Annotated in this window: 22 protein-coding genes; 11 read left to right on the top strand and 11 right to left on the bottom strand. The window is 45.5% G+C overall.

The window, feature by feature from the left end:
- The first annotated feature begins 2 nt into the window (after nt 1–2).
- The 8 genes from ACQY6I_RS13345 (at nt 3) to ACQY6I_RS13310 (ending at nt 8,034) form a co-directional block, all read left to right on the top strand.
- Nucleotides 3–812 (top strand): undecaprenyl-diphosphate phosphatase, encoded by an 810-nt coding sequence (locus tag ACQY6I_RS13345; protein ID WP_428241988.1) that lies wholly within the window; start codon nt 3–5, stop codon nt 810–812.
- Between the two features lie 75 nt (nt 813–887).
- Nucleotides 888–1,157: a hypothetical protein gene (locus ACQY6I_RS13340; protein ID WP_428241987.1), complete on the top strand. Its 270-nt coding sequence runs from the start codon at nt 888–890 to the stop codon at nt 1,155–1,157.
- A 25-nt stretch (nt 1,158–1,182) separates the two neighbouring features.
- Nucleotides 1,183–1,932, top strand: a complete 750-nt coding sequence (locus ACQY6I_RS13335; RefSeq protein ID WP_428241986.1) for a class I SAM-dependent methyltransferase — start codon at nt 1,183–1,185, stop codon at nt 1,930–1,932.
- A 100-nt stretch (nt 1,933–2,032) separates the two neighbouring features.
- Complete coding sequence (locus ACQY6I_RS13330) at nt 2,033–3,838, top strand: extracellular solute-binding protein (protein ID WP_428241985.1); 1,806 nt, start codon at nt 2,033–2,035, stop codon at nt 3,836–3,838.
- Between the two features lie 12 nt (nt 3,839–3,850).
- Complete coding sequence (locus ACQY6I_RS13325; RefSeq protein ID WP_428241984.1) at nt 3,851–4,942, top strand: microcin C ABC transporter permease YejB; 1,092 nt, start codon at nt 3,851–3,853, stop codon at nt 4,940–4,942.
- On the top strand, nt 4,939–5,955 hold the full coding sequence (locus ACQY6I_RS13320; protein WP_428241983.1) for an ABC transporter permease: 1,017 nt from the start codon (nt 4,939–4,941) through the stop codon (nt 5,953–5,955). Before ACQY6I_RS13325 ends, ACQY6I_RS13320 begins: the two co-directional genes overlap by 4 nt.
- Nucleotides 5,955–7,547, top strand: coding sequence for an ABC transporter ATP-binding protein (locus ACQY6I_RS13315; protein ID WP_428241982.1), 1,593 nt, complete (start codon nt 5,955–5,957; stop codon nt 7,545–7,547). The genes ACQY6I_RS13320 and ACQY6I_RS13315 overlap by 1 nt, the downstream gene beginning before the upstream one ends.
- A 133-nt stretch (nt 7,548–7,680) precedes the next feature.
- The gene (locus ACQY6I_RS13310) at nt 7,681–8,034 is read left to right on the top strand and encodes a hypothetical protein (protein WP_428241981.1); all 354 of its coding nucleotides are present in this window, start codon (nt 7,681–7,683) and stop codon (nt 8,032–8,034) included.
- A gap of 9 nt (nt 8,035–8,043) precedes the next feature.
- Here the strand turns inward: ACQY6I_RS13310 and yjgA are convergent, their stop codons facing one another.
- From yjgA to ACQY6I_RS13255, 11 genes are all read right to left on the bottom strand, one after another.
- Nucleotides 8,044–8,571 (bottom strand): ribosome biogenesis factor YjgA, encoded by a 528-nt coding sequence (gene yjgA, locus ACQY6I_RS13305; RefSeq protein ID WP_428241980.1) that lies wholly within the window; start codon nt 8,569–8,571, stop codon nt 8,044–8,046.
- Between the two features lie 11 nt (nt 8,572–8,582).
- Nucleotides 8,583–9,944 (bottom strand): magnesium transporter, encoded by a 1,362-nt coding sequence (gene mgtE, locus ACQY6I_RS13300; RefSeq protein ID WP_428241979.1) that lies wholly within the window; start codon nt 9,942–9,944, stop codon nt 8,583–8,585.
- A gap of 89 nt (nt 9,945–10,033) precedes the next feature.
- Nucleotides 10,034–10,303 (bottom strand): HPr family phosphocarrier protein, encoded by a 270-nt coding sequence (locus ACQY6I_RS13295; RefSeq protein ID WP_428241978.1) that lies wholly within the window; start codon nt 10,301–10,303, stop codon nt 10,034–10,036.
- 19 nt (nt 10,304–10,322) lie between these two features.
- Nucleotides 10,323–11,183, bottom strand: a complete 861-nt coding sequence (gene rapZ / locus ACQY6I_RS13290; RefSeq protein ID WP_428241977.1) for an RNase adapter RapZ — start codon at nt 11,181–11,183, stop codon at nt 10,323–10,325.
- 137 nt (nt 11,184–11,320) lie between these two features.
- On the bottom strand, nt 11,321–11,764 hold the full coding sequence (gene ptsN, locus ACQY6I_RS13285) for a PTS IIA-like nitrogen regulatory protein PtsN (RefSeq protein ID WP_428241976.1): 444 nt from the start codon (nt 11,762–11,764) through the stop codon (nt 11,321–11,323).
- Between the two features lie 26 nt (nt 11,765–11,790).
- The gene (hpf, locus tag ACQY6I_RS13280) at nt 11,791–12,090 is read right to left on the bottom strand and encodes a ribosome hibernation-promoting factor, HPF/YfiA family (protein ID WP_428241975.1); all 300 of its coding nucleotides are present in this window, start codon (nt 12,088–12,090) and stop codon (nt 11,791–11,793) included.
- Nucleotides 12,091–12,279: 189 nt separating this feature from the next.
- The gene (locus ACQY6I_RS13275; protein WP_428241974.1) at nt 12,280–13,815 is read right to left on the bottom strand and encodes an RNA polymerase factor sigma-54; all 1,536 of its coding nucleotides are present in this window, start codon (nt 13,813–13,815) and stop codon (nt 12,280–12,282) included.
- A 29-nt stretch (nt 13,816–13,844) separates the two neighbouring features.
- Nucleotides 13,845–14,570, bottom strand: coding sequence for an LPS export ABC transporter ATP-binding protein (lptB, locus tag ACQY6I_RS13270; RefSeq protein ID WP_428241973.1), 726 nt, complete (start codon nt 14,568–14,570; stop codon nt 13,845–13,847).
- Nucleotides 14,567–15,067: a lipopolysaccharide transport periplasmic protein LptA gene (lptA, locus tag ACQY6I_RS13265; protein ID WP_428241972.1), complete on the bottom strand. Its 501-nt coding sequence runs from the start codon at nt 15,065–15,067 to the stop codon at nt 14,567–14,569. Before lptA ends, lptB begins: the two co-directional genes overlap by 4 nt.
- Nucleotides 15,051–15,614, bottom strand: a complete 564-nt coding sequence (gene lptC, locus ACQY6I_RS13260; RefSeq protein ID WP_428241971.1) for an LPS export ABC transporter periplasmic protein LptC — start codon at nt 15,612–15,614, stop codon at nt 15,051–15,053. The genes lptA and lptC overlap by 17 nt, the downstream gene beginning before the upstream one ends.
- Nucleotides 15,615–15,627: 13 nt before the next feature.
- Complete coding sequence (locus ACQY6I_RS13255; RefSeq protein ID WP_428241970.1) at nt 15,628–16,584, bottom strand: calcium/sodium antiporter; 957 nt, start codon at nt 16,582–16,584, stop codon at nt 15,628–15,630.
- Between the two features lie 188 nt (nt 16,585–16,772).
- On the opposite strand from ACQY6I_RS13255, the gene ACQY6I_RS13250 reads away from it, so the two are divergent.
- From ACQY6I_RS13250 to hisG, 3 genes are all read left to right on the top strand, one after another.
- A complete protein-coding gene (locus ACQY6I_RS13250) occupies nt 16,773–17,474 on the top strand; it encodes an MlaC/ttg2D family ABC transporter substrate-binding protein (RefSeq protein ID WP_428241969.1) in 702 nt (233 codons plus the stop codon).
- A gap of 234 nt (nt 17,475–17,708) precedes the next feature.
- Nucleotides 17,709–18,971 (top strand): UDP-N-acetylglucosamine 1-carboxyvinyltransferase, encoded by a 1,263-nt coding sequence (murA, locus tag ACQY6I_RS13245; protein ID WP_428241968.1) that lies wholly within the window; start codon nt 17,709–17,711, stop codon nt 18,969–18,971.
- Nucleotides 18,972–18,986: 15 nt separating this feature from the next.
- Nucleotides 18,987–19,631: an ATP phosphoribosyltransferase gene (gene hisG, locus ACQY6I_RS13240; protein WP_428241967.1), complete on the top strand. Its 645-nt coding sequence runs from the start codon at nt 18,987–18,989 to the stop codon at nt 19,629–19,631.
- Nucleotides 19,632–19,646 lie beyond the last annotated feature (15 nt).

Genomic DNA, 19,646 nt, shown 5'->3' with positions numbered 1-19,646 from the left:
TCATGGATTTTTTTCACATATTATTTCTTTCGTTGATTCAAGGATTCACTGAATTTTTGCCAATATCCAGTTCAGCGCATTTGATTCTTCCATCCCAGGTGTTGGGTTGGCCGGATCAGGGGCTGGCATTTGATGTTTCAGTTCATGTCGGGTCATTGTTGGCAGTTGTGATTTATTTTCGTAAGGATCTCATCGCGCTTGCGCAACAATGGTTTCTTAGTTTGGTAAACAAGCATACGAACCCACAACAGGTGAAGATGGCCTGGTTTATTATTGTTGCCACAATACCAGCAGGGTTGGCCGGATTTTTATTTGAGGGTTTCATCGAAGACAATTTTCGGTCGGTACTTGTGATTGCTACGACGACAGTTGTATTCGGAATATTGTTAGGGTTGGGAGATCGAAAAAAACACCAGCAGCTTCGTAGTGAGTCTTTAATGACCTGGAAAGATACGATGATTATTGGTGTTGCCCAGGCTGTAGCGCTGATTCCGGGCACGTCCCGGTCTGGTATTACTATGACTGCAGCGTTGTTTCTTGGGCTGGATCGAGTGACTGCATCGAGGTTTTCATTTTTATTGTCGATTCCATTAATATTAGCCGCTGGCTTGTTGAAGACCGTAGAGTTGTCAAAGACACCTATGGTTGGAATCTGGGACGAAGTGGGACTTGGAGCACTACTCTCATTCTTATCTGCTTATCTTTGTATTTTTCTCTTTCTTAAACTAATTAACCGAATTGGGTTCATGCCATTTGTGTTGTATCGCTTGTTCCTGGGCGGAGTGCTGTTTTTGTTTTGGGTACTAAACTAAAGGTTTCTGGGCGAATGTGATGATATCCACGTTGATCACATCGATATATGATCCTCGGTAGATTTGAGCACTAAAATGCGAATCGTTTCCACTTCAGTAGTTGCTCCTTCAGGTATTGATCACAGCCGCAATCCCTCTAATAAGGTGGAAGAGCCAGTTAATGCTAAGATAAAATCTGAAATGATTTCTCCACCTACTAAACAGATGCAACAGCAACAGGCAGGTGAAAGTTTCAGACTTATTGCAGAAGATTCATCAATATCGAAAAGTATGAAGACCTATCAGAGAATTGAATCCTTTGGTGGCAGTGATGGTGAAATTGTGATGCTGGATATCACAGTTTAATGAGCAGGTATGTATAGGTATTGATGTGATTGTCATTCGTTGTCTTGATCAGAGTCACTTAGCTTATGCGCACACAGTATCTGATATCTACGGCTGGCCAGTTTGTGAGGAAACTCCACCTGATACGTTATGGGAACTAATCCTACAGAGCGATTATCTAAGTGTACGCTCGCCTGAATACGATTACGGTACTCCTTTATATGTTGATTTTGTCGGCGGTGCTATGGGTCATCGGCGCCTCTATGGTGGTGGCAAAGGACAGGATCTGGCCAAAGCTGTCGGTCTCAATAAGGCTGCTGACATAAAGGTTCTTGATGCAACTGCCGGTTTGGGACGTGATGCATTCGTGTTGGCTTCACTGGGTTGTAGTGTCCAGCTTTGGGAACGCAACCCTGTCGTGCACGCATTATTGGCAGATGGATTACGAAGGGCTGAAGCACATTCTGAGACAACTGAAATAGTGGCTCGAATGGAATTATGTGCAGGAACGGCTTCTGTTAATGAGGCCAGTCGCCCGGAAGTGATATATCTGGATCCAATGTTTCCCCCTTCAAAAAAATCAGCCAAGCCCAAAAAAGACATGCAACTTTTTCATAAGCTGGTCCAGCAGGATCAGGATGCCGATGAATTGTTACCCTGGGCACTGAAAACGGCCAGAAACAGAGTTGTTGTTAAGCGACCTCGAATAGCTCCATATTTGGCCGGAGTTAAACCATCCTATGAGTTAACTGGAAAATCCAACCGCTTTGACGTTTATGTGATTGCCGGTTTCTAAAAACTGAATGCTCAGTTAAGGCTGGCCGGGTTTGCAGATTGCCGAATTATCTAATCTGTGGTTGTATCTCTTCTATGTCGTGATTTGAAAGGTGAACTTGATGCGTCAAATACTCGTTATCTTGCTGATGATTCTTTCCGTTTCTGGCTATTCGGCCAATATTATTGTCAGCCATGCGATTGCTCTGAGAGGTGAGCCAAAATATGCAGAGGGCTTTGAGCATTGGAAGTATGTTAATCCCAATGCTCCAAGAGGGGGCTATATTACTTATGGGGCTCGTGGGAGTTTCGATAATTTTAACCGTTTTGCACGCAGAGGAACTTCTGCACCTCTTGCTGAATCTATGATTGATTCCCTGATGACCTCAAATGAAGATGAAGACAATGTTCTCTATGGACTTATTGCTCAAACTATAGAATATCCGGATGACTATTCTTGGGTAATCTTTCACCTTGATCCCCGTGCTCGTGCATCTGATGGTGTGCCTATAACCGCAGATGACGTAGTTTTTTCATTCAATAAATTTATGACACAGGGCATAGAGACTCTTGCGAGGCTTTGGGCAGGTATTACAGTTACCAAAATAGATGATCTGACCGTAAAATTTACCACTCCCCAGAAAGATAAATCGACAACCTTACAAATGGCTGCGCTGAGCATATTTCCCAAGCATTACTGGAAGGATGTAGATTTATCCGAACCACTTGTGGAGGTGCCGGTGGTCAGTGGTCCATATACGATCTCAGATTATTCCATGGGGCAGTATATCGTATATCAGCGTAATAAAGATTATTGGGCATTAAACCATCCAACCCAGAAGGGGTTGTTGAATTTCGATTTCGTCCGTTACGACATGTACAAAGATGATGCGGTCATGCTCGAAGCGTTTAAAAAAGGTGAATATGATTTTCGCTCCGAGCCTGTTGCCAAGGTATGGGTAACTGGTTATGAAAGTAAAAATCTCGATCAGGGGTACATTCATAAAGAAGAAATACCTTATTCCGTACCAAAACCCATGATCGGTTTCATATTCAATGTAAAACGTCCTCAATTGAGTGACCGGAGAGTAAGGGAAGCTATCGGTTATCTGTTTGACTTTGAATGGAGTAATACCAACCTGTTTTATGGTCTGTATAAGCGTGAATTCAGTTATTTCCAGAACTCGGACAATATGGCGCGTGGTCTGCCGGAAGGTCGAGAGTTGGAGATTTTAAACAGGTTTAAGGATCAGTTGCCGTCTGAAGTATTTACTCAAGAATATAATCCGCCCAAAACCGATGGAAGCGGAAATATCCGACCACAACTGCGACAGGCACTGTCATTATTTAAGCAGGCTGGATGGCAGCTAAAAAATGGTAAGCTCGTTGATCAGAATAATCAGCAGCTGGCATTTGAGCTTATGCTATGGAGTCCAACATATGAGCGAGTGGCAATCCCTTTTAAGCAGAATTTGGCGAAGGCGGGCATAGATATGTCTATCCGGGTCATCGATAGCGCACAGGCTAATAATAGACTACGGGAACGGGATTATGACATGATCGTTGGTACGTTGGGAGGTGGGGTTTATCCAAGTAATATGCTGCAGTATGAGTTCCATTCCAAATATATTGATAGTACGTACAACAATTCTGGTTATACCAGTCCGATAGTTGATGAGCTGGTGGAAAAAATTGTTCAGAACCAGTCCAATCTGTCTGAACTACGGGCCTATGGTAAAGCGTTGGACAGAGTGTTGGTATGGCAATATTTGGTTATACCTCAATGGTATAATGACAAAGTCAGGGTTGCTTACTGGGATAAGTTCAGCCGCCCGGATGTATTGCCCACGTATGGCGTTGGGCTGGAAAGTTGGTGGTATGATGCAGAAAAAGCCAAAAAACTGCCTCAGCGTAATGCGCCCAACTAGCGGATAAGTATTATGTGGGCATACATAGTTCGTCGCCTGTTGTTGTTGATACCTACTTTATGGGCTATTGTGACGATCAATTTTTTCCTGGTGCAGCTGGCACCAGGAGGCCCTGTAGATCAGGCTATTGCCTATGCGCAGGGGATGAAAGGCAGCATGCTGGACCGTCTAACCAGCGCTTCAGCAGATACCCTCGATCAGTCCTCGTCTAATAGGAACTCCGACAGCAGTTATACCGGTGCCCGTGGGTTGACTGAAGAAGATGTTGAGGCCATAAAAAAACGTTTTGGTTTTGATCAGCCCATTTATGTCCGCTATGGACATATGTTGTGGGATTATTTGCATTTTGATTTTGGTGAAAGCTTATTTCGTGGTTCGACTGTGGTTGATCTTATCGTTAAGCGATTACCTATATCCATTTCTCTTGGTATCTGGACGACTTTAATTGTCTATCTGGTTTCGATTCCTTTGGGAATTCGTAAAGCCATAAAACATGGTAGTCGTTTTGATGTCTGGACTTCCTCAATCATTATCGCTGCGCATGCGATTCCCCAGTTTCTGTTTGCTGTCATACTGATTATCTTTTTTGCCGGCGGGAATTTTTTTGATTGGTTTCCGATTCGCGGGATGGTCAGCAATAATTGGTCAGAACTAAGCTGGGGTGCCCGCATTACTGATTACTTCTGGCATATGGTGCTACCGGTTATTGCGATGACCATTGGTGGTTTTGCAGGTTTGACCATGTTAACCAAAAATTCATTTCTCGATGAGATTCATAAGCAATACGTTGTTACCGCACGAGCCAAAGGTCTGACAGACAAGGCAATTCTGTATAAGCATGTATTCAGGAATGCCATGTTGTTGATCATTGCAGGTTTTCCCGCTGCGTTTATCAGTATTTTTTTCACCTCCTCGCTGTTGATTGAGGTGGTTTTTTCTTTGGATGGACTTGGCTTGTTGGGATACGAAACCACTTTGCAGCGTGATTTTCCGGTCATGTTTGCCACACTTTATGTGTTTGGTTTGATCGGTCTGGTCATGGGAGTTATCAGCGATGTGATGTATACAATTGTCGACCCCAGGATTAATTTTGATCAGTTATGAAGCCAATTAATCAACTCCGCTGGAACAAGTTCAGAAACAATCGTCGAGCCTGGTACAGTCTGTGGATTTTTTCTTTTGTATTCGGAGTATCACTGTTTTCAGAGCTTATCGCGAATGATAAACCGCTGATCGTGTCATATAACTCGCACTGGTATTTTCCGTTTTTAAAAGGCTACCCCGAAACCACTTTCGGAGGGGACATTGAATTGGAGGCTGACTATCGGGATAGTTATATCCAGAACCTGATTGCTGAAAAAGGTTGGTTGCTATGGCCTCTAATACCATTCTCGTATCGAACGATCAATTATGATCTGCCTTCTCCTCCTCCAAGTCCTCCGAGTAAAGAAAACTGGCTGGGAACAGATGATAGAGGACGAGATCTGCTGGCCTGTATTTTATATGGACTGCGTATCAGTGTGCTGTTTGGATTTTCCATTACCATCCTGTCTGCAGTCTTAGGAGTGTCCGCCGGAGCAGTGCAAGGATATTACGGGGGGCGACTGGATTTGTTTTTTCAGCGTTTTATTGAGGTGTGGAGCAGTATGCCAACCCTGTTTATGCTCATTATTTTGATGAGTGTGGTGAAGCCAAATGTATGGTGGTTAGCCGGTTTTACGTTGCTTTTTAGCTGGATGGGGTTTGTGGGTGTAGTGCGAGCAGAATTTTTGCGTAGTAGGGGATTCGAATATGTCCTGGCTGCTAAGGCAATGGGGATGAATGACCGACGCCTGATGTTCAAACATATATTGCCGAATGCAATGATTGCGACCATGACTTTTATGCCGTTTACCTTGGCAGGGTCGGTTACTATTCTGACTTCTCTTGATTTCCTGGGTTTCGGTCTACCGCCCGGATCCCCATCTTTGGGGGAACTGTTGGCCCAGGGTAAAGCCAACTTGCAGGCTCCTTGGCTTGGCCTGGCATCATTTTCTGTACTGGCCCTGATTCTGACGCTGTTGGTATTTGTTGGTGAAGGTGTTCGTGATGCATTTGATCCCAGGAGGTCTGGGTAATGCCAATGATTTCGATAGCGCACTTGAGCTTGGGTTTTAAGTTAGGGGATCAGTTTCGTCAGGTCGTAGATGATGTGAGTTTCAGCATTGCAGAAGGTGAGGTCCTGGCGCTGGTTGGAGAAAGCGGATCGGGGAAAAGCGTTACTTCTCTCAGTATTCTGCGGTTACTAGATAGCCCTCCTCTTGTCTTTATGGGCGGCCGTATAATCTGGAATGAGAAGGAGGACCTGATTACTGTTTCTGATCAAAGAATGAGAGAACTCAGAGGGCAGGATATCAGCGTTATTTTTCAGGAGCCAATGACCTCTCTGAACCCACTTCATACAGTTGGTCGTCAGCTTAGTGAAATGGTGTTATTACACGAACTGGTTACCAAGGCAGAGGCATTCAGAATTAGTCTTGAATGGATGGTTAAGGTCGGTATTCGTGAAGCGGAAAAAAAGATATCCGCGTTTCCTCATCAGTTGTCAGGCGGGGAGCGTCAGCGGATTATGATTGCCATGGCTCTGGTGAATCGCCCCAAATTATTGATTGCTGATGAACCGACGACTGCGTTGGATGTTACTGTGCAGCGACAGATACTGGATCTGTTGATGGAGTTGCAACGGGAAATTGGGATGTCGATATTGTTCATTACCCATGATCTTGCTGTGGTTAAAGGAATTACCCATCGAGTGATTGTGATGGAGCAGGGGAAAATCGTTGAGACCGCAGAGACGCAGAACCTTTTTGCAGCCCCCCGTCATCCTTATACCCGAAAGCTTTTGGCTGCCCGGCCACGTCAGTCTTTATCAGATGTGGACCGAAAAACGCCTTTACTTAAGGTTGAGCAGTTACGAGTATGGTTTCCAATTAAGCGTGGTATTTTCAAGCGAACGGTCGACCATATAAAAGCCGTTGATGATATCAGTCTGGAACTATATCCCGGTGAAACTCTGGGAGTGGTCGGTGAAAGTGGGTCGGGCAAATCCACGCTTGCCAGAGCGGTGTTAAAGCTGGAGCCAAGCGAGGGAAAAATTATGTTTGACCAGACAGAGCTCCAGCGGTTGGATCGTAAGCAACTACGTCCGCTAAGACGATCTCTGCAGGTCGTGTTTCAGGACCCTTATGGCAGTCTAAGTCCGAGAATGTCTGTCGCGGAAATTATCAGTGAGGGCTTGGATATTCATGGCATTGGTACTGTTCCTGAGCGGGAGCAGCAGGTTGTGGCTGTGATGAAAGAAGTTGGTCTTGATCCTGAAAGTCGTTTCCGTTACCCAAATGAATTTTCCGGTGGTCAGAGACAGCGCATTGCTATCGCGAGAGTATTGATTTTAAAACCCAAGCTCATCATTCTGGATGAACCAACTTCTTCCCTGGACCGAACAGTACAGGTTCAGGTTTTAGAGTTGTTACAGGCTCTGCAAAAGCAGCATCGGTTATCTTATTTGTTTATTAGCCACGACCTTGAAGTGGTCAAGGCTATCAGTCATAGAGTAATCGTTATGAACCAGGGAGTTGTGGTGGAGCAGGGGGATACTGACGCTGTCTTCAATGAACCCCGGCATCCATATACTCGAAACCTGATCGCTTCCATTCCCACTATTGATTGACCTATAGAGGCATTAAATGAACGTTTAGTGCTTACGTGCTGTAAATGCTGTTGGTTTCTGGGGTTGCCCTAAAGGTTTACAGCTTTTGGAAATGGGATATGATCTGAGCCTCTATTACACAATAAGGCCGGGTATGGAGAGACGAAAAAAACCGGATTTCTGGATTCTGCTTTCAAGAACCGTGGCTGTTGCATCATGGGTGTCATTATTCGTTCTCCAGTGTATTGTCTGGATTACCCGTCCGGAAATGAGCACTGGAGCCATACGCTACAAGCATTTACCTATCAGAGAAGAATGGCAGACCCCTACGGTTGAATGGATCCCGATATTATTGGTAGTTTGTGCTTTATTGACGTTGATTGAGTTTATTATTCGACCCTTCAGGGCCCGGCGCCGTACAGACGCCGGACAATTTCATCTCTGGACGATGTTTATTTTGATTGTCGCCACGACGGCGCTATATTTTTCCCAGATTTATGTCAGGTAATGAGTCTATTCAGATTTGCTGTACTTCGGCCTTGATAAACTGATACAGCTTTTTTCTGGCCAGCCAACTATCGGGTTTTTGCTCAATTTCCTTAAGACTATTACGTAAAAGGTTGCGCAATTGTTGCCGGTCACAGTCAGGATACTGATCGAACCAAGCCACTAGTTCATCGTTATCGCCTGTCAGCAGTCTGTCACGCCAGCGTTCACTTTGTTGATGCAGCCTGGCATAGGCATCAGATGCCGGATCCAGCAGCTCAATCCCGTGTACTATGGCGTCATAGTCAGCCTTTCGCATCAGGCGACCAACAAACTGTGAATGTCGGCGTCTTGCTTCACGACTGGTAATGCGTTTTGACTCAGTAATCGCAGCAATCAACTCATCCGTCAAAGGAATTGTATCGAGCTGACTCTGGTTAAGTTCCATGAGCTTCATACCTATTTCCTGAAGCTCATGCATTTCTTTTTTCATACGGGTCTTGGAGACCCATTCGATATCGTCTTCCGACGAGTCTTGCCAATCGTTTTCTTTGTTCATAGTAGTATTGATCAGAGTAAGTACCAGGTAGCCAGACCCAGAAGAGTAAAGAACCCAACGGCATCTGTCACGGTTGTTAATATGACACTGCCAGACAGAGCAGGGTCGATCTTTAGTTTTTCCAGTATTACCGGTAACAGGGCACCGGATATTTTGGCAATGGTGATGTTCGCCAGAATCGCAATACCAGATACGATTGCAAGCTGAACATTGCTGAACAGTAACCAGCAGATGAATGCCGTGATAACCGCCCACAGAAAGCCATTAATCAGCCCTACACCAAACTCCCGGCCCAGCAACCATAAATAGTTGCTGGTATTAATTTTCCCGGTGGCCTGGGCACGTATTACTAACGTCAGTGTCTGACTGCCGGCAACACCTCCCATACTTGCAACAACGGGGTTCATGACGGCCAGAGCCGTAATCATGGCAATTGCGTCCTCAAAGTTAAGAATCACCAACGCTGCAATAAAGGCTGTTAAAAGGTTTAGTCCCAGCCATACCGCTCTGCCTTTAGCGCTGCTCCAAACCGGTGCAAAAGCGTCTTCATCTTCATCCAGGCCCGCCATGGACATAACCGCGTGATCCGCTTCTTCACGGATCACATCGACAATGTCGTCAATGGTGATTTGTCCGAGCAGTTTACCTTTTTCATCGACCACAGGTGCAGATATCCAGTCGTGATTGGCAAATAACTTGGCAACATCACGGTCCCGGCTGGTAGCTGGAATTCCCTCGATATCGCTGTTCATAACCTCACGAACCGTCGTGTCAGGATCACCCAGTAACAATGCATGCAAAGGTAAGGTCCCAACCAGCTGATCATTTCGGTTAACGACGTAAAGAGAGTCAAACTGATCCGGCAGGTCCGATTGCCTTCTTAGATATCGCAACACGACATCAAGCGTTACGTTTGCCCGGATTGTCAGTACTTCCGGATTCATCAGGCCGCCAGCAGTATCTTCCGGATAGGCCAACAGTACCTCGACTTCACGTCGATCCTCCGGTTCCATGGAGTGAAGTACCGCAATTCGATTTGGCTCCGGCAACTGCTGCAGGACATCGGCAAAATCATCTGAATCAAGATCCTGAATTGTTTCCAGGACTTGTTCAGGGCTCATTTTGGTAAGGTAATGAAGTTGAAGGTCATCACCCAGGTGACTGATGACCTCACCTTTTTGGCTCTCAGACAGAAATTTCCAGATGTCGGCACGACGCTTTGAGGGAGTCGACTCAATGAGGTGAGCGATATCAACAGCGGATAAATCCTGATTCAGAATTTCCTGTACGCGTTCGGTGTTATTGGCGTCCATTGCATTCAGTAAGCGCTCACCGATTTGCTGGAACTGTTCATGCTCAACATGGACTGGCATCCGAATCCTTATTTTTACTGGGCTGGGAGTTAAATTGTAGACTTAATCTAGTGGAACAAAGCTGAACTTAGTATTGGATGGCGGAAAAACTATTCAGCTTCATCAAAGCGGTTGGCAATTAACTCTTTTATAGCAGTTAGTGCTGCTTGTTCGTCTTTACCATCAATTCTGAGTGAAAGCTCTGTCCCTTGGGCGGCAGCTAGCATCATAACAGACATTATGCTTTTGCCATCCACTTCCTTGGCACCTTTAATCACTCGAATCTGAGCGCCAAACTGACTGGCTACATTGACAAATTTAGCTGCGGCACGAGCGTGCAGTCCAAGTTTATTGATGATAGTGACGGATTCTTCGACCATTCATGCGCCTTGTAAATTGTTAATGATTAAGCTTTAGTTCCCGGTGCCTTATCTGAGTGCTGTGGTTTCTGCTGCGAAAGGCAGATGCTAATTGTTCCACTAGAAAAACTGATCTATGTTGACCTCCAGTGCAGCCAATTGCAACCGTCAGATAGCTACGATTATTTGCTTCAAATGAGGCAATCCAGCGATCCAGTAAACGATAGATATCCTCAAACATTAAATTGACTTCAGGTTCTTTTTTGAGAAATTCAATAATCTCCTGATCAATCCCAGTGTATTGCCTGAGTGATGGGTCCCAATAGGGGTTGGGAAGACAACGGACATCGAATACAAAGTCAGCGTCGGTCGGAACGCCATGTTTATAGCCGAAAGAGGTAAACATCAATCCAAGATGCTGTTGTTGCCTGCCCGCCACTCTTTGTTTTATCAGTGAGCGAAGCTCTTGCAGGGACATTGTTGTCGAGTCAATGGCCAGGTCAGCGAGGTTGGCAATTGGATCAAGAATTTGTTTTTCCCTGTCAATCGCTTCTGCCAGAGATAAGGTTTCGCCGCTCAAAGGGTGTTTGCGACGAGTGGCGGAATAACGCTGTAGTAGTGTGTCATCATTCGCATCCAGAAAGACAATTTCACACTGAATATCTTTGGAGTTCAGTTGTTCGACAATTCTTGGAAAGGATTTAATTGACGATGGCGCATTGCGTGCGTCAATACAAACCGCGACTCGGGATTCCTGATGTTCAGAATACAGCAGTCGAGTCAGTTCAGGCAGCAGGGCGACAGGCATGTTATCGATACAATTATAGCCATTGTCTTCGAGGCACTGCAGCACGGTGGTTTTACCAGAGCCAGATCTGCCGCTGATTATGATTAGTTTCATAGTCATTCCAATGTCAATCGGGGGAGTGCAACATCCATCTTCTCAAGATAGCATCAATTAACAACAGAACTCCCGCGCAAACTCTCCGGACGCGACTTCCGCATGAGAGAAGTTATTTCCCTGGAATTTTGGTTCTGTTACGAATTGATGAATAACTGGTAGATATCTTCCTTGCTCATTGTTGCCAGTTTATTGCGTATGGTTTCATTACTGAATTTTTCTGATAACAGAGACAAGACCTCAAGGTGAGCTGTTTTTTCTTCCTCTGGAACCAATAACACAAACAGAAGATTCACCGGACGTTTATCAACAGCGTCAAAATCAATTGGATCTTTCAACCTGAAAAAAGCACCAATGATTTTGTCGTAATCACTGATTCGACAGTGCGGGATGGCAACACCATTACCAAAACCTGTACTGCCGAGCCGCTCTCTTGCGATCAGGTTGTCGAAAATATAGTCAGATGTCAGTTCCGGCACAAGCTGGCTGATCATCTCGGCGATATCCTGTAATGCTTTCTTTTTACTGGTAGCGGCCACATCTGTAAAGATGTAGCCGGGTTGTAGGATTTGTTTAAGCATGAGTATTAAAGAAACCTGCTTTTAAATTAGTGGCCATGTTGCCGGTTAACATGTTTTTCCTTATGTTTCAGCAATTGTCGGTCAAGTTTGTCGTGCATCAGATCAATAGCAGCGTAGAGGTCATCATGGGTGGCATCTGCATGGATTTGTGTGCCTGGTATATTAATTTGCGCCTCCGCTTTTTGTCGGGACTTTTCGACAGACAAGGTAACTTGAACATTACTGATCTGATCGTGATGTTTTTCCAGTTTTTCTATACGGTTTTTGACGTAATCTTTGAGAGGATCGGTGATTTCCAGGTGATGGCCACTGATATTGATTTGCATAGGCTTCTCCTCAGTTTATTTGGATGTTTGGCATCCACTTATCTTTATGGGGCCGGAACTGCGTTCCGGCTTATTGTTAAGAATAGCTTGTGTTGTAGATAAATGCTTGATCTGGGTAGTGAATTTCCCTAGACCTTACCACTCATTACATTTTTTTTTACAGTCTGATTGACATGTATTCTTGTTTAGCTAAACCAGTTGTTTACGTTCATTTGAGGGGGGAATATTTAACGCCTCCCGATATTTTGCGATTGTTCTACGTGCTACCTGAATTCCCTGATCTCCCAGCATCGTAGCGATTTTACTGTCACTCAACGGCTTTTTAGGGTTCTCTGATGCAACCAGCTTTTTGATGATTGCACGGATTGCGGTAGAGGAGCACTCTCCCCCTGAGCTGGTACTGACGTGGCTGGAAAAGAAGAACTTCAGCTCAAAGATGCCTCTCGGAGTATGCATATATTTCTGAGTAGTCACCCTGGAAATGGTGGACTCATGCATATCCACAGCTTCGGCAATATCATGCAGTACCAATGGCTTCATGGCTTCTTCACCATATTCAAAAAAACCAAGTTGGTGTTCGACGATTTTGGTGGCCACCTTCAGAAGGGTTTCGTTACGGCTTTGCAGGCTCTTGATGAACCACCTTGCTTCCTGAAGGTTGTCACGAAGGTAAGTGTTGTCATCGCTGCTATCTGCGCGCTTAACCATGGAGGCATAGCTGGCATTGACTCTTAAGCGGGGTGCAATTTCCGGGTTTAGTTCTACCTTCCAGCGCTGGTTTTCTATGTCTTTGCTCACAATGACGTCAGGAATGACATACTCTGGTTGTAGCGGGGCAATTTGTTCCCCCGGACGTGGGTTCAGCTGCTGAATCAAGCCAATCACATCTTTAAGTTGATCTTCCTTGATTTTCATACGACGCATGATCGTAGCGTAGTCCTTACTACCGAGCAGGTTGAGATACTGGTCAACCAGTTGAATGGTTTCTTTGAGTGCCGGGGTCGTTTCCGGTAGCTGTTTTAGTTGTGCCAGCAGACAGTCGCGCAGGTCACGGCTGCATACTCCTACCGGATCAAACATTTGCAGTCTGTGTAATACTGCATCCACTTCTTCCACATCCAGAGGATCTTCCTCTGTGCCGATATCCTGTTGCAGTGAGTCGACCAGCTCTTGCCAATCCGTATTTAAATAGCCATCAGCGTTGATACAGTCAAGAATGGCAAATGCGATGGCGCGATCCCGGTCAGACATTGGTGTCAGATTCAGCTGCCAGCGCAAATGTTCTTCCAGGCTGTCAGTGGTTGAATTCTGATTTTCGTAAAAATTGTCATCATCGGATGCAGGAGCTGACAGACCCGTTGGGGCATGTTGATAGACATCATCCCAGGAGCTGTCCACAGCAAGGTCGTCAGGGATATTTTCACCCCATTCCTGGTCTATTTCCCGGACTTCGGTTTCATTATTACCGTTGTTTTCTTTGGGGGCTTCGCTGAAATCGGTTGCGCCGTTTTCTTTGGCTGTATCGTGTTTTAACACACCGTTTTCATGATTATCCTGATGTCCTTCGCTATCCTCTTCAACTTCGAGCATGGGATTGGAATCCAATGCCTGCTGAATCTCCTGTTGCAGATCCAATGTGGACAGTTGTAACAGCTTAATGGCCTGTTGCAACTGGGGGGTCATGGTCAGATGTTGACCCATTTTGAGTTGTAGAGAAGTCTTCATATACTCATTGGTTCTCAAATTTGCATATCTTACAGGCGGAAATTATCGCCCAGATAGGTTTCACGTACTTTCTGATTGGCTAGTATCTGTTCTGCGTTGCCTTCGGCAATAATATGTCCATTACCTACTATGTAGGCACGTTCACAGATATCCAATGTCTCGCGTACGTTATGGTCTGTAATCAATACGCCGATACCGCGATTTTTCAAGTGTGTCACTATTTCCTTGATGTCACTGACAGAAATTGGATCAACCCCGGCAAATGGTTCATCCAGTAATATGAATTTGGGTTCCATAGCCAGAGCTCTGGCGATTTCCACTCGGCGACGCTCTCCCCCAGATAAAGCCATTCCGAGACTTTTGCGAACATGTTGAATATTGAATTCGTTCAACAGTTTTTCGAGTTCCTGCCTGCGTTGTTGACCGGATAGCTCCTTTCGGATCTCCAGAATGGCCATCAGGTTATGTTCCACGCTAAGCTTTCTGAATACACTGGCTTCCTGAGGCAGATAACCGATACCTTTTTTGGCTCTGCCGTGCATTGGCAGGCCGGTAATATTTTGTTGATCGACATATACCTGCCCCCGATCTGCAGGTACCAGGCCGACAATCATATAAAAACAGGTTGTTTTACCAGCTCCATTGGGGCCAAGCAGGCCGACAACTTCGCCTATCCCCACATCCAGGGACACGTCTTTCACGATTTCCCGTGGACCGTAGGATTTGGCGAGATTTTTAGCTGATAGAATGGTCATTGATCCCCCAGAGCATCTGGCTGAAGCGTCATTTCAACTCCGCCATTTGCCTGTCCACTGCCGTCTTTGACGTTGTAGCGGATCTTGCCACCAGACATATTGTTCCCAGTGCGGTTCAACTTTGCATCCCCGTCTATAAGGATTTCACCGTTATTGACGTTATATTCCAGATAATTGCCCTGAGCTTCCAGTGGTTGTTTGTCCTCAGCTTTCAGTAGCTGGCTGAAGTGTGCTGGTTTGCCGTTAGCCGTCATTTTTGTAACACTGCCATCAACGAGATAGATAAACACCTCGTCAGCATAAAGTCTGATGGAGCCCTGCTGAAATTCCACCTGTCCTGAGTAGGTCATAACACCTTTGATATTGTTGTATTCGCTTTGTTTGGCTTTGACTTTGATGGGTTGTTTGGTGTCGTCTGGCAGGGCAACGGCTGGAGTACAAATTCCCAGGCTCACTAGCATGATTAGAAAGGTACAGGTATTAGTGAATGACTTCATATTGTGCTTCAACATCTGAATTGAATCTGACCGTTTCTTGTTGTACGTCTATTTCCATTCCCACTGCTGTCATTACTCCGAATTGATCTTTCATTGTAACAGGCTCTTCAGTGTAGGCATATTTGGTCTGATAATTGTATATAAGTTGGTTTGTAAGTAATACTGCTAAGTTCGGTCCGCCAATCTGTCTGACTTCAACCTGACCATTCAATTCAATACTGTCATCGTCACTGCGAATGATTGCATTAAGGCTTTGGATGTGGCTTACCGGACCGTTTTTGTTGAATACTTCGATATTGGGGGTACTGATCAGGATCACGTTATTTTTACCCGGCATGACCAGCTCTGGAGTCGTGATTTCGTGAATCAGGTGTCCTGAGCTATCAAAATTTCGACTGTGCAGATCATTGGCAAATAATTGCACAGGCGTGCCCGAGACTGTGTCTTCAGTGATGCTAATGTCTTTTTGGGATACCCAGAAATAGCCAACTGTGGCGATAAGTAGTGGGACCAGCAACACTGGTCGATGCGACTTTTTGGCTGCCATTATTTAGCCCTGGTCAGGTCAGAGACTGATAGTTGAGAAATAAATAACCACCGTATGCAATTAATGCCATTAATGCAAAAATTCGCCCTAAAGATTTGCCGCTGGAGCCCTTGATTACCAGGTTGATTGACAGAAATGCCGTCATAAAAATCATGACAAGATAATCGCGCCAGAATACGTCTGCTGCAAATGTATTCGGAGCGAGTATCGCTGGTATGCCGATAACAGCCAAAAGATTGAACAGGTTTGATCCAAGCACATTCCCAATCGCGATATCGTGATGGCCTTTGCGGGCACTGGCCACACTGGCCGCCAGTTCCGGGAGGCTGGTGCCAATTGCGACAATAGTTGCACCGATGACGAGTTCGCTGATTTTTAGTGATATTGCAATTTGGGTGGCACCCCACACCAGTATTTTGGAACTAAACATCAATACACTCAGGCCAATAATGAACCACATTGCGGCTTTGCTGGTATTCATCCCGGTTGGGATTTCGTCTTCAAAGTCATCGTCCTGAGACTTCTTATGGTCATAAAACACCCACAATAAAAACAAGACGAGCCCCACAAGCAGAATGACACCCTCTCCGCGACTCAGAAATGAGTCATAAAAAATAAAACCGGTCGCCAGCGAAACTAATAGTACGATCAGGTTCTCAATTTTCATGACCCGGGCAGAAACGGGTATTGGGGCAATCAGTGCAGTAATTCCCAGAACGAGGCCAATATTGGCAATATTGGAGCCCAGGGCATTCCCCAGGGATAGATTAAGAGCGTTGTCCAGAGCTGCGTTGGTTGAAACCAGTATTTCTGGTGCAGACGTTCCCATGGAAACAATTGTGACACCAATCAGAATATGTGACATACCCAGATTATGGGCAATGGCTGCTGCGCCAGCGACGAATTTGTCCGAACTCCAAACTAAGAGGATCAAGCCCGCTGCTAAAGCGATACAGGGCCATAGAAGCATATTGTTTCCTTAACTGATAAGTAGTGGCGGCCAATTAAAATCGCTTGGCAGACTAATTGCAAAACATTTTGTGGTGATATGAATGTTTACTGAATATTGTCACAACCACTCCACGTTTATACTGTATTCGCTGCCATCTGCGGTGTTAGAGTCCCGCCTGTTATTAGTGGCAATGGGTTAAAGCTAACATGAGAGTAGTTGCGTTAACACGGTTTGTGCTGATCAGCTTTCTGTTTTTGATTTCCAATTCGGTTTATGCATTGACGCCGGATAAGACAGCCAAAGAGACTGTTAAAGAAAGCCTGGATCAAATACTGGTTCTAATCGAAAAATATGGAGATCAGGACAATTCAGCAGAGTATTTGCAGAATATGCAGACATTGCTGGAACCCGTGGTGGGATATGAACTGATTGCCGGTCGGGTGATGGGAAAATACCTGTCATCAGCAACCATAGAGCAAAAACGACGATTTCTTAAAGTCTTTAAAACCAGTCTCCTGAGTACTTATGCTTTGGGTATCAAAAGCTTTAAAGGGTTGAGTTTTGAAATTGTACCTTCCAAAGATGATAAAAAAGATACATTCAAAAACACTCGGGTTTACCTCGAGGTAGTGGATAAATCCGGAACTCACTATCCAGTGGTTCAGTCCATGTACTATTCGAAAAAACGCAATGGCTGGGCCATGCAGAATGTAACATTTAACGGTGTGAATATCGGCGTAACGTTTCGTAATCGGTTTGATCGGCTCATGAAAGAAGCTGGCGGGGATATGGATAAAGCCATTGATATGTGGACTGAAACAGTCCAGCAAAGCTGGGATGAGAAGGCTTACGTCAATCCAAGCAAAGAGTTGCTAGAGGATTCTCAGGATAACGATTCAGATATTTAGCCATTTCTCGCTTTCTTATTTATAATGCCCGCCCTTTTCGGGGCGGGATATACCCTTCCTCTGATAGATATTCGTTTTGGTTCCGCAGATGCTGCCCCTGGCATATTTTTGTATGTCGGCTCTTATTCGGTATTTGAATGGCCAGAAGTTCTTAAAACACTTTTATAGTCTCTGATTTATCCGGGCCAGCAGTGGTAGTATCAGCAGACAGGCAAATATAGGCTTTAAACATTAATGGATAAACTACTGATCAATGGTGGTGCCAGGTTAGGCGGAGAAATCCGAATATCCGGTGCAAAGAATGCTGCTTTACCGATTATCGCATCGGCTTTACTGACCAAAGAATTTCAGACGATTCGAAACCTGCCCCATCTTCAGGATATTACCACGATGTTGGAATTGCTGGGTTGCATGGGCATCCAGGCAATTATTGGCGAAGACATGAGTGTTGAAATCTGTGCTGGTCAGATCAACGATTTTACTGCTCCTTACAGTTTGGTAAAAACCATGAGGGCCTCCATTCTTGTGTTGGGTCCATTGGTGGCTCATTTTGGGCAGGCCCGGGTATCTCTACCGGGCGGTTGTGCGATTGGTAGCCGGCCGGTTGACCTGCATATTAAAGGTTTGGAAGCGATGGGTGCTGAGATCAGGGTAGAGGATGGTTATATTAATGCCCGCACCAATGGACGCTTGAAAGGTGCAAAGATCTTCTTTGATACCGTCACCGTAACCGGGACAGAAAACCTGTTAATGGCGGCGACTCTGGCCGAAGGCACCACGGTTCTGGAAAATGCTGCCAAAGAACCGGAAGTGGTTGATCTGGCCAAGTGTCTGATCGCCATGGGAGCAAATATAGAAGGCGTCGGCACCGATAGAATTGTGGTTCACGGTGTTGAGGCATTGAAGGGGTGTGAATATGCCATTTTGCCGGACCGGATTGAAACCGGAACCTATCTGGTTGCAGCCGCAGTGACTGGAGGGTGCGTTAAGCTTAAAAATACAGATCCGTCTCTGCTGGACGCAGTGTTAATCAAATTGCGCGAATCCGGCGCTCACATAGAAACCGGGGAGGACTGGATCAGTTTGGATATGCAGGGACAACGCCCTAAAGCTGTTGATGTGCTGACGGCTCCCTATCCGGCTTTCCCCACCGACATGCAGGCTCAGTTTACTGTTTTGAATGCGGTTGCCGAAGGTACAGGCACGGTGATTGAAACTGTATTTGAGAACCGTTTTATGCACATTCAGGAACTCACCCGTTTGGGAGCAGATTGCCAGGTATCAGGCAATACAGTCGTTATTAAAGGTAAAAAAGTGCTGACCGGAGCGCCGGTTATGGCCACGGATCTGCGTGCATCTGCAAGTCTGGTGCTGGCGGGGCTGGTTGCAGAAGGTCAGACCATGGTTGACCGCGTATATCATATTGATCGTGGTTATGAGTGCATTGAAGAAAAACTTCAGAATCTGGGCGCTTCCATTCAGCGCGTCAATATTTGATATGGTATCTGCTTCATGAATAAACCGGTAATCATTGCTTTGTCCAAAGGTCGTATTCTTGACGACACTTTGCCGTTGCTCGCTGATGTTGGTATTGAGCCAACTGAAGATCTGGAAAAAAGTCGCAAGCTTATTTTTGACACCAACCACGATCACATTAAGTTCATTAAGGTCCGTGCCACGGATGTTCCAACATATGTGGAATATGGTGCTGCGGACATGGGGATTGCCGGAAAAGATGTGTTGATGGAGTTTGGTGCCCAGGAAATCATCGAAGTACTGGATCTGGAAATTGCCAAATGTCGACTGATGACAGCTGGTTTTCCGGATCGTAAGGAACCGTTATCCCGACGCCTCAAAGTGGCCACCAAGTTTGTCGGTGTCACCAAACAGTATTTTGCTCAGCAGGGCCGTCAGGTGGATGTGATCAAATTGTATGGGGCACAGGAGCTGGCTCCGATTATGGGATTGGCAGATTGTATTGTCGATATCGTCGACACCGGTAATACGCTGCGCGCCAATGGTCTGCAACCTATGGCCCATATCGCTGATGTATCCAGCCGTCTGGTAGTGAACAGAGCTGCGCTTAAGTTGAAGCAAAATACCCTGCAACCCATTATCGACCAGATGGCGGAAGCTGTTAAACAACGTAAAAAATGATCAAGAGGAAAGTTG

This window comes from Gynuella sp. (assembly GCF_050297175.1).
Taxonomy (GTDB): Bacteria; Pseudomonadota; Gammaproteobacteria; order Pseudomonadales; family Natronospirillaceae; genus Gynuella.
Note: the sequence above shows the minus strand (reverse complement) of the source record. Positions and strands in the feature narration are given on the sequence as shown.

Excerpts from the sequence above, each read along its gene's own strand:
- ACQY6I_RS13345 (WP_428241988.1), top strand. The coding sequence starts at position 3 with ATGGATTTTTTTCACATATTATTTCTTTCGTTGATTCAAGGATTCACT.
- ACQY6I_RS13340 (WP_428241987.1), top strand. The coding sequence starts at position 888 with ATGCGAATCGTTTCCACTTCAGTAGTTGCTCCTTCAGGTATTGATCAC.
- ACQY6I_RS13330 (WP_428241985.1), top strand. The coding sequence starts at position 2,033 with ATGCGTCAAATACTCGTTATCTTGCTGATGATTCTTTCCGTTTCTGGC.
- ACQY6I_RS13325 (WP_428241984.1), top strand. The coding sequence starts at position 3,851 with ATGTGGGCATACATAGTTCGTCGCCTGTTGTTGTTGATACCTACTTTA.
- ACQY6I_RS13320 (WP_428241983.1), top strand. The coding sequence starts at position 4,939 with ATGAAGCCAATTAATCAACTCCGCTGGAACAAGTTCAGAAACAATCGT.
- ACQY6I_RS13315 (WP_428241982.1), top strand. The coding sequence starts at position 5,955 with ATGCCAATGATTTCGATAGCGCACTTGAGCTTGGGTTTTAAGTTAGGG.
- ACQY6I_RS13310 (WP_428241981.1), top strand. The coding sequence starts at position 7,681 with ATGGAGAGACGAAAAAAACCGGATTTCTGGATTCTGCTTTCAAGAACC.
- yjgA (WP_428241980.1), bottom strand. The coding sequence starts at position 8,571 with ATGAACAAAGAAAACGATTGGCAAGACTCGTCGGAAGACGATATCGAA.
- mgtE (WP_428241979.1), bottom strand. The coding sequence starts at position 9,944 with ATGCCAGTCCATGTTGAGCATGAACAGTTCCAGCAAATCGGTGAGCGC.
- ACQY6I_RS13295 (WP_428241978.1), bottom strand. The coding sequence starts at position 10,303 with ATGGTCGAAGAATCCGTCACTATCATCAATAAACTTGGACTGCACGCT.
- rapZ (WP_428241977.1), bottom strand. The coding sequence starts at position 11,183 with ATGAAACTAATCATAATCAGCGGCAGATCTGGCTCTGGTAAAACCACC.
- ptsN (WP_428241976.1), bottom strand. The coding sequence starts at position 11,764 with ATGCTTAAACAAATCCTACAACCCGGCTACATCTTTACAGATGTGGCC.
- hpf (WP_428241975.1), bottom strand. The coding sequence starts at position 12,090 with ATGCAAATCAATATCAGTGGCCATCACCTGGAAATCACCGATCCTCTC.
- ACQY6I_RS13275 (WP_428241974.1), bottom strand. The coding sequence starts at position 13,815 with ATGAAGACTTCTCTACAACTCAAAATGGGTCAACATCTGACCATGACC.
- lptB (WP_428241973.1), bottom strand. The coding sequence starts at position 14,570 with ATGACCATTCTATCAGCTAAAAATCTCGCCAAATCCTACGGTCCACGG.
- lptA (WP_428241972.1), bottom strand. The coding sequence starts at position 15,067 with ATGAAGTCATTCACTAATACCTGTACCTTTCTAATCATGCTAGTGAGC.
- lptC (WP_428241971.1), bottom strand. The coding sequence starts at position 15,614 with ATGGCAGCCAAAAAGTCGCATCGACCAGTGTTGCTGGTCCCACTACTT.
- ACQY6I_RS13255 (WP_428241970.1), bottom strand. The coding sequence starts at position 16,584 with ATGCTTCTATGGCCCTGTATCGCTTTAGCAGCGGGCTTGATCCTCTTA.
- ACQY6I_RS13250 (WP_428241969.1), top strand. The coding sequence starts at position 16,773 with ATGAGAGTAGTTGCGTTAACACGGTTTGTGCTGATCAGCTTTCTGTTT.
- murA (WP_428241968.1), top strand. The coding sequence starts at position 17,709 with ATGGATAAACTACTGATCAATGGTGGTGCCAGGTTAGGCGGAGAAATC.
- hisG (WP_428241967.1), top strand. The coding sequence starts at position 18,987 with ATGAATAAACCGGTAATCATTGCTTTGTCCAAAGGTCGTATTCTTGAC.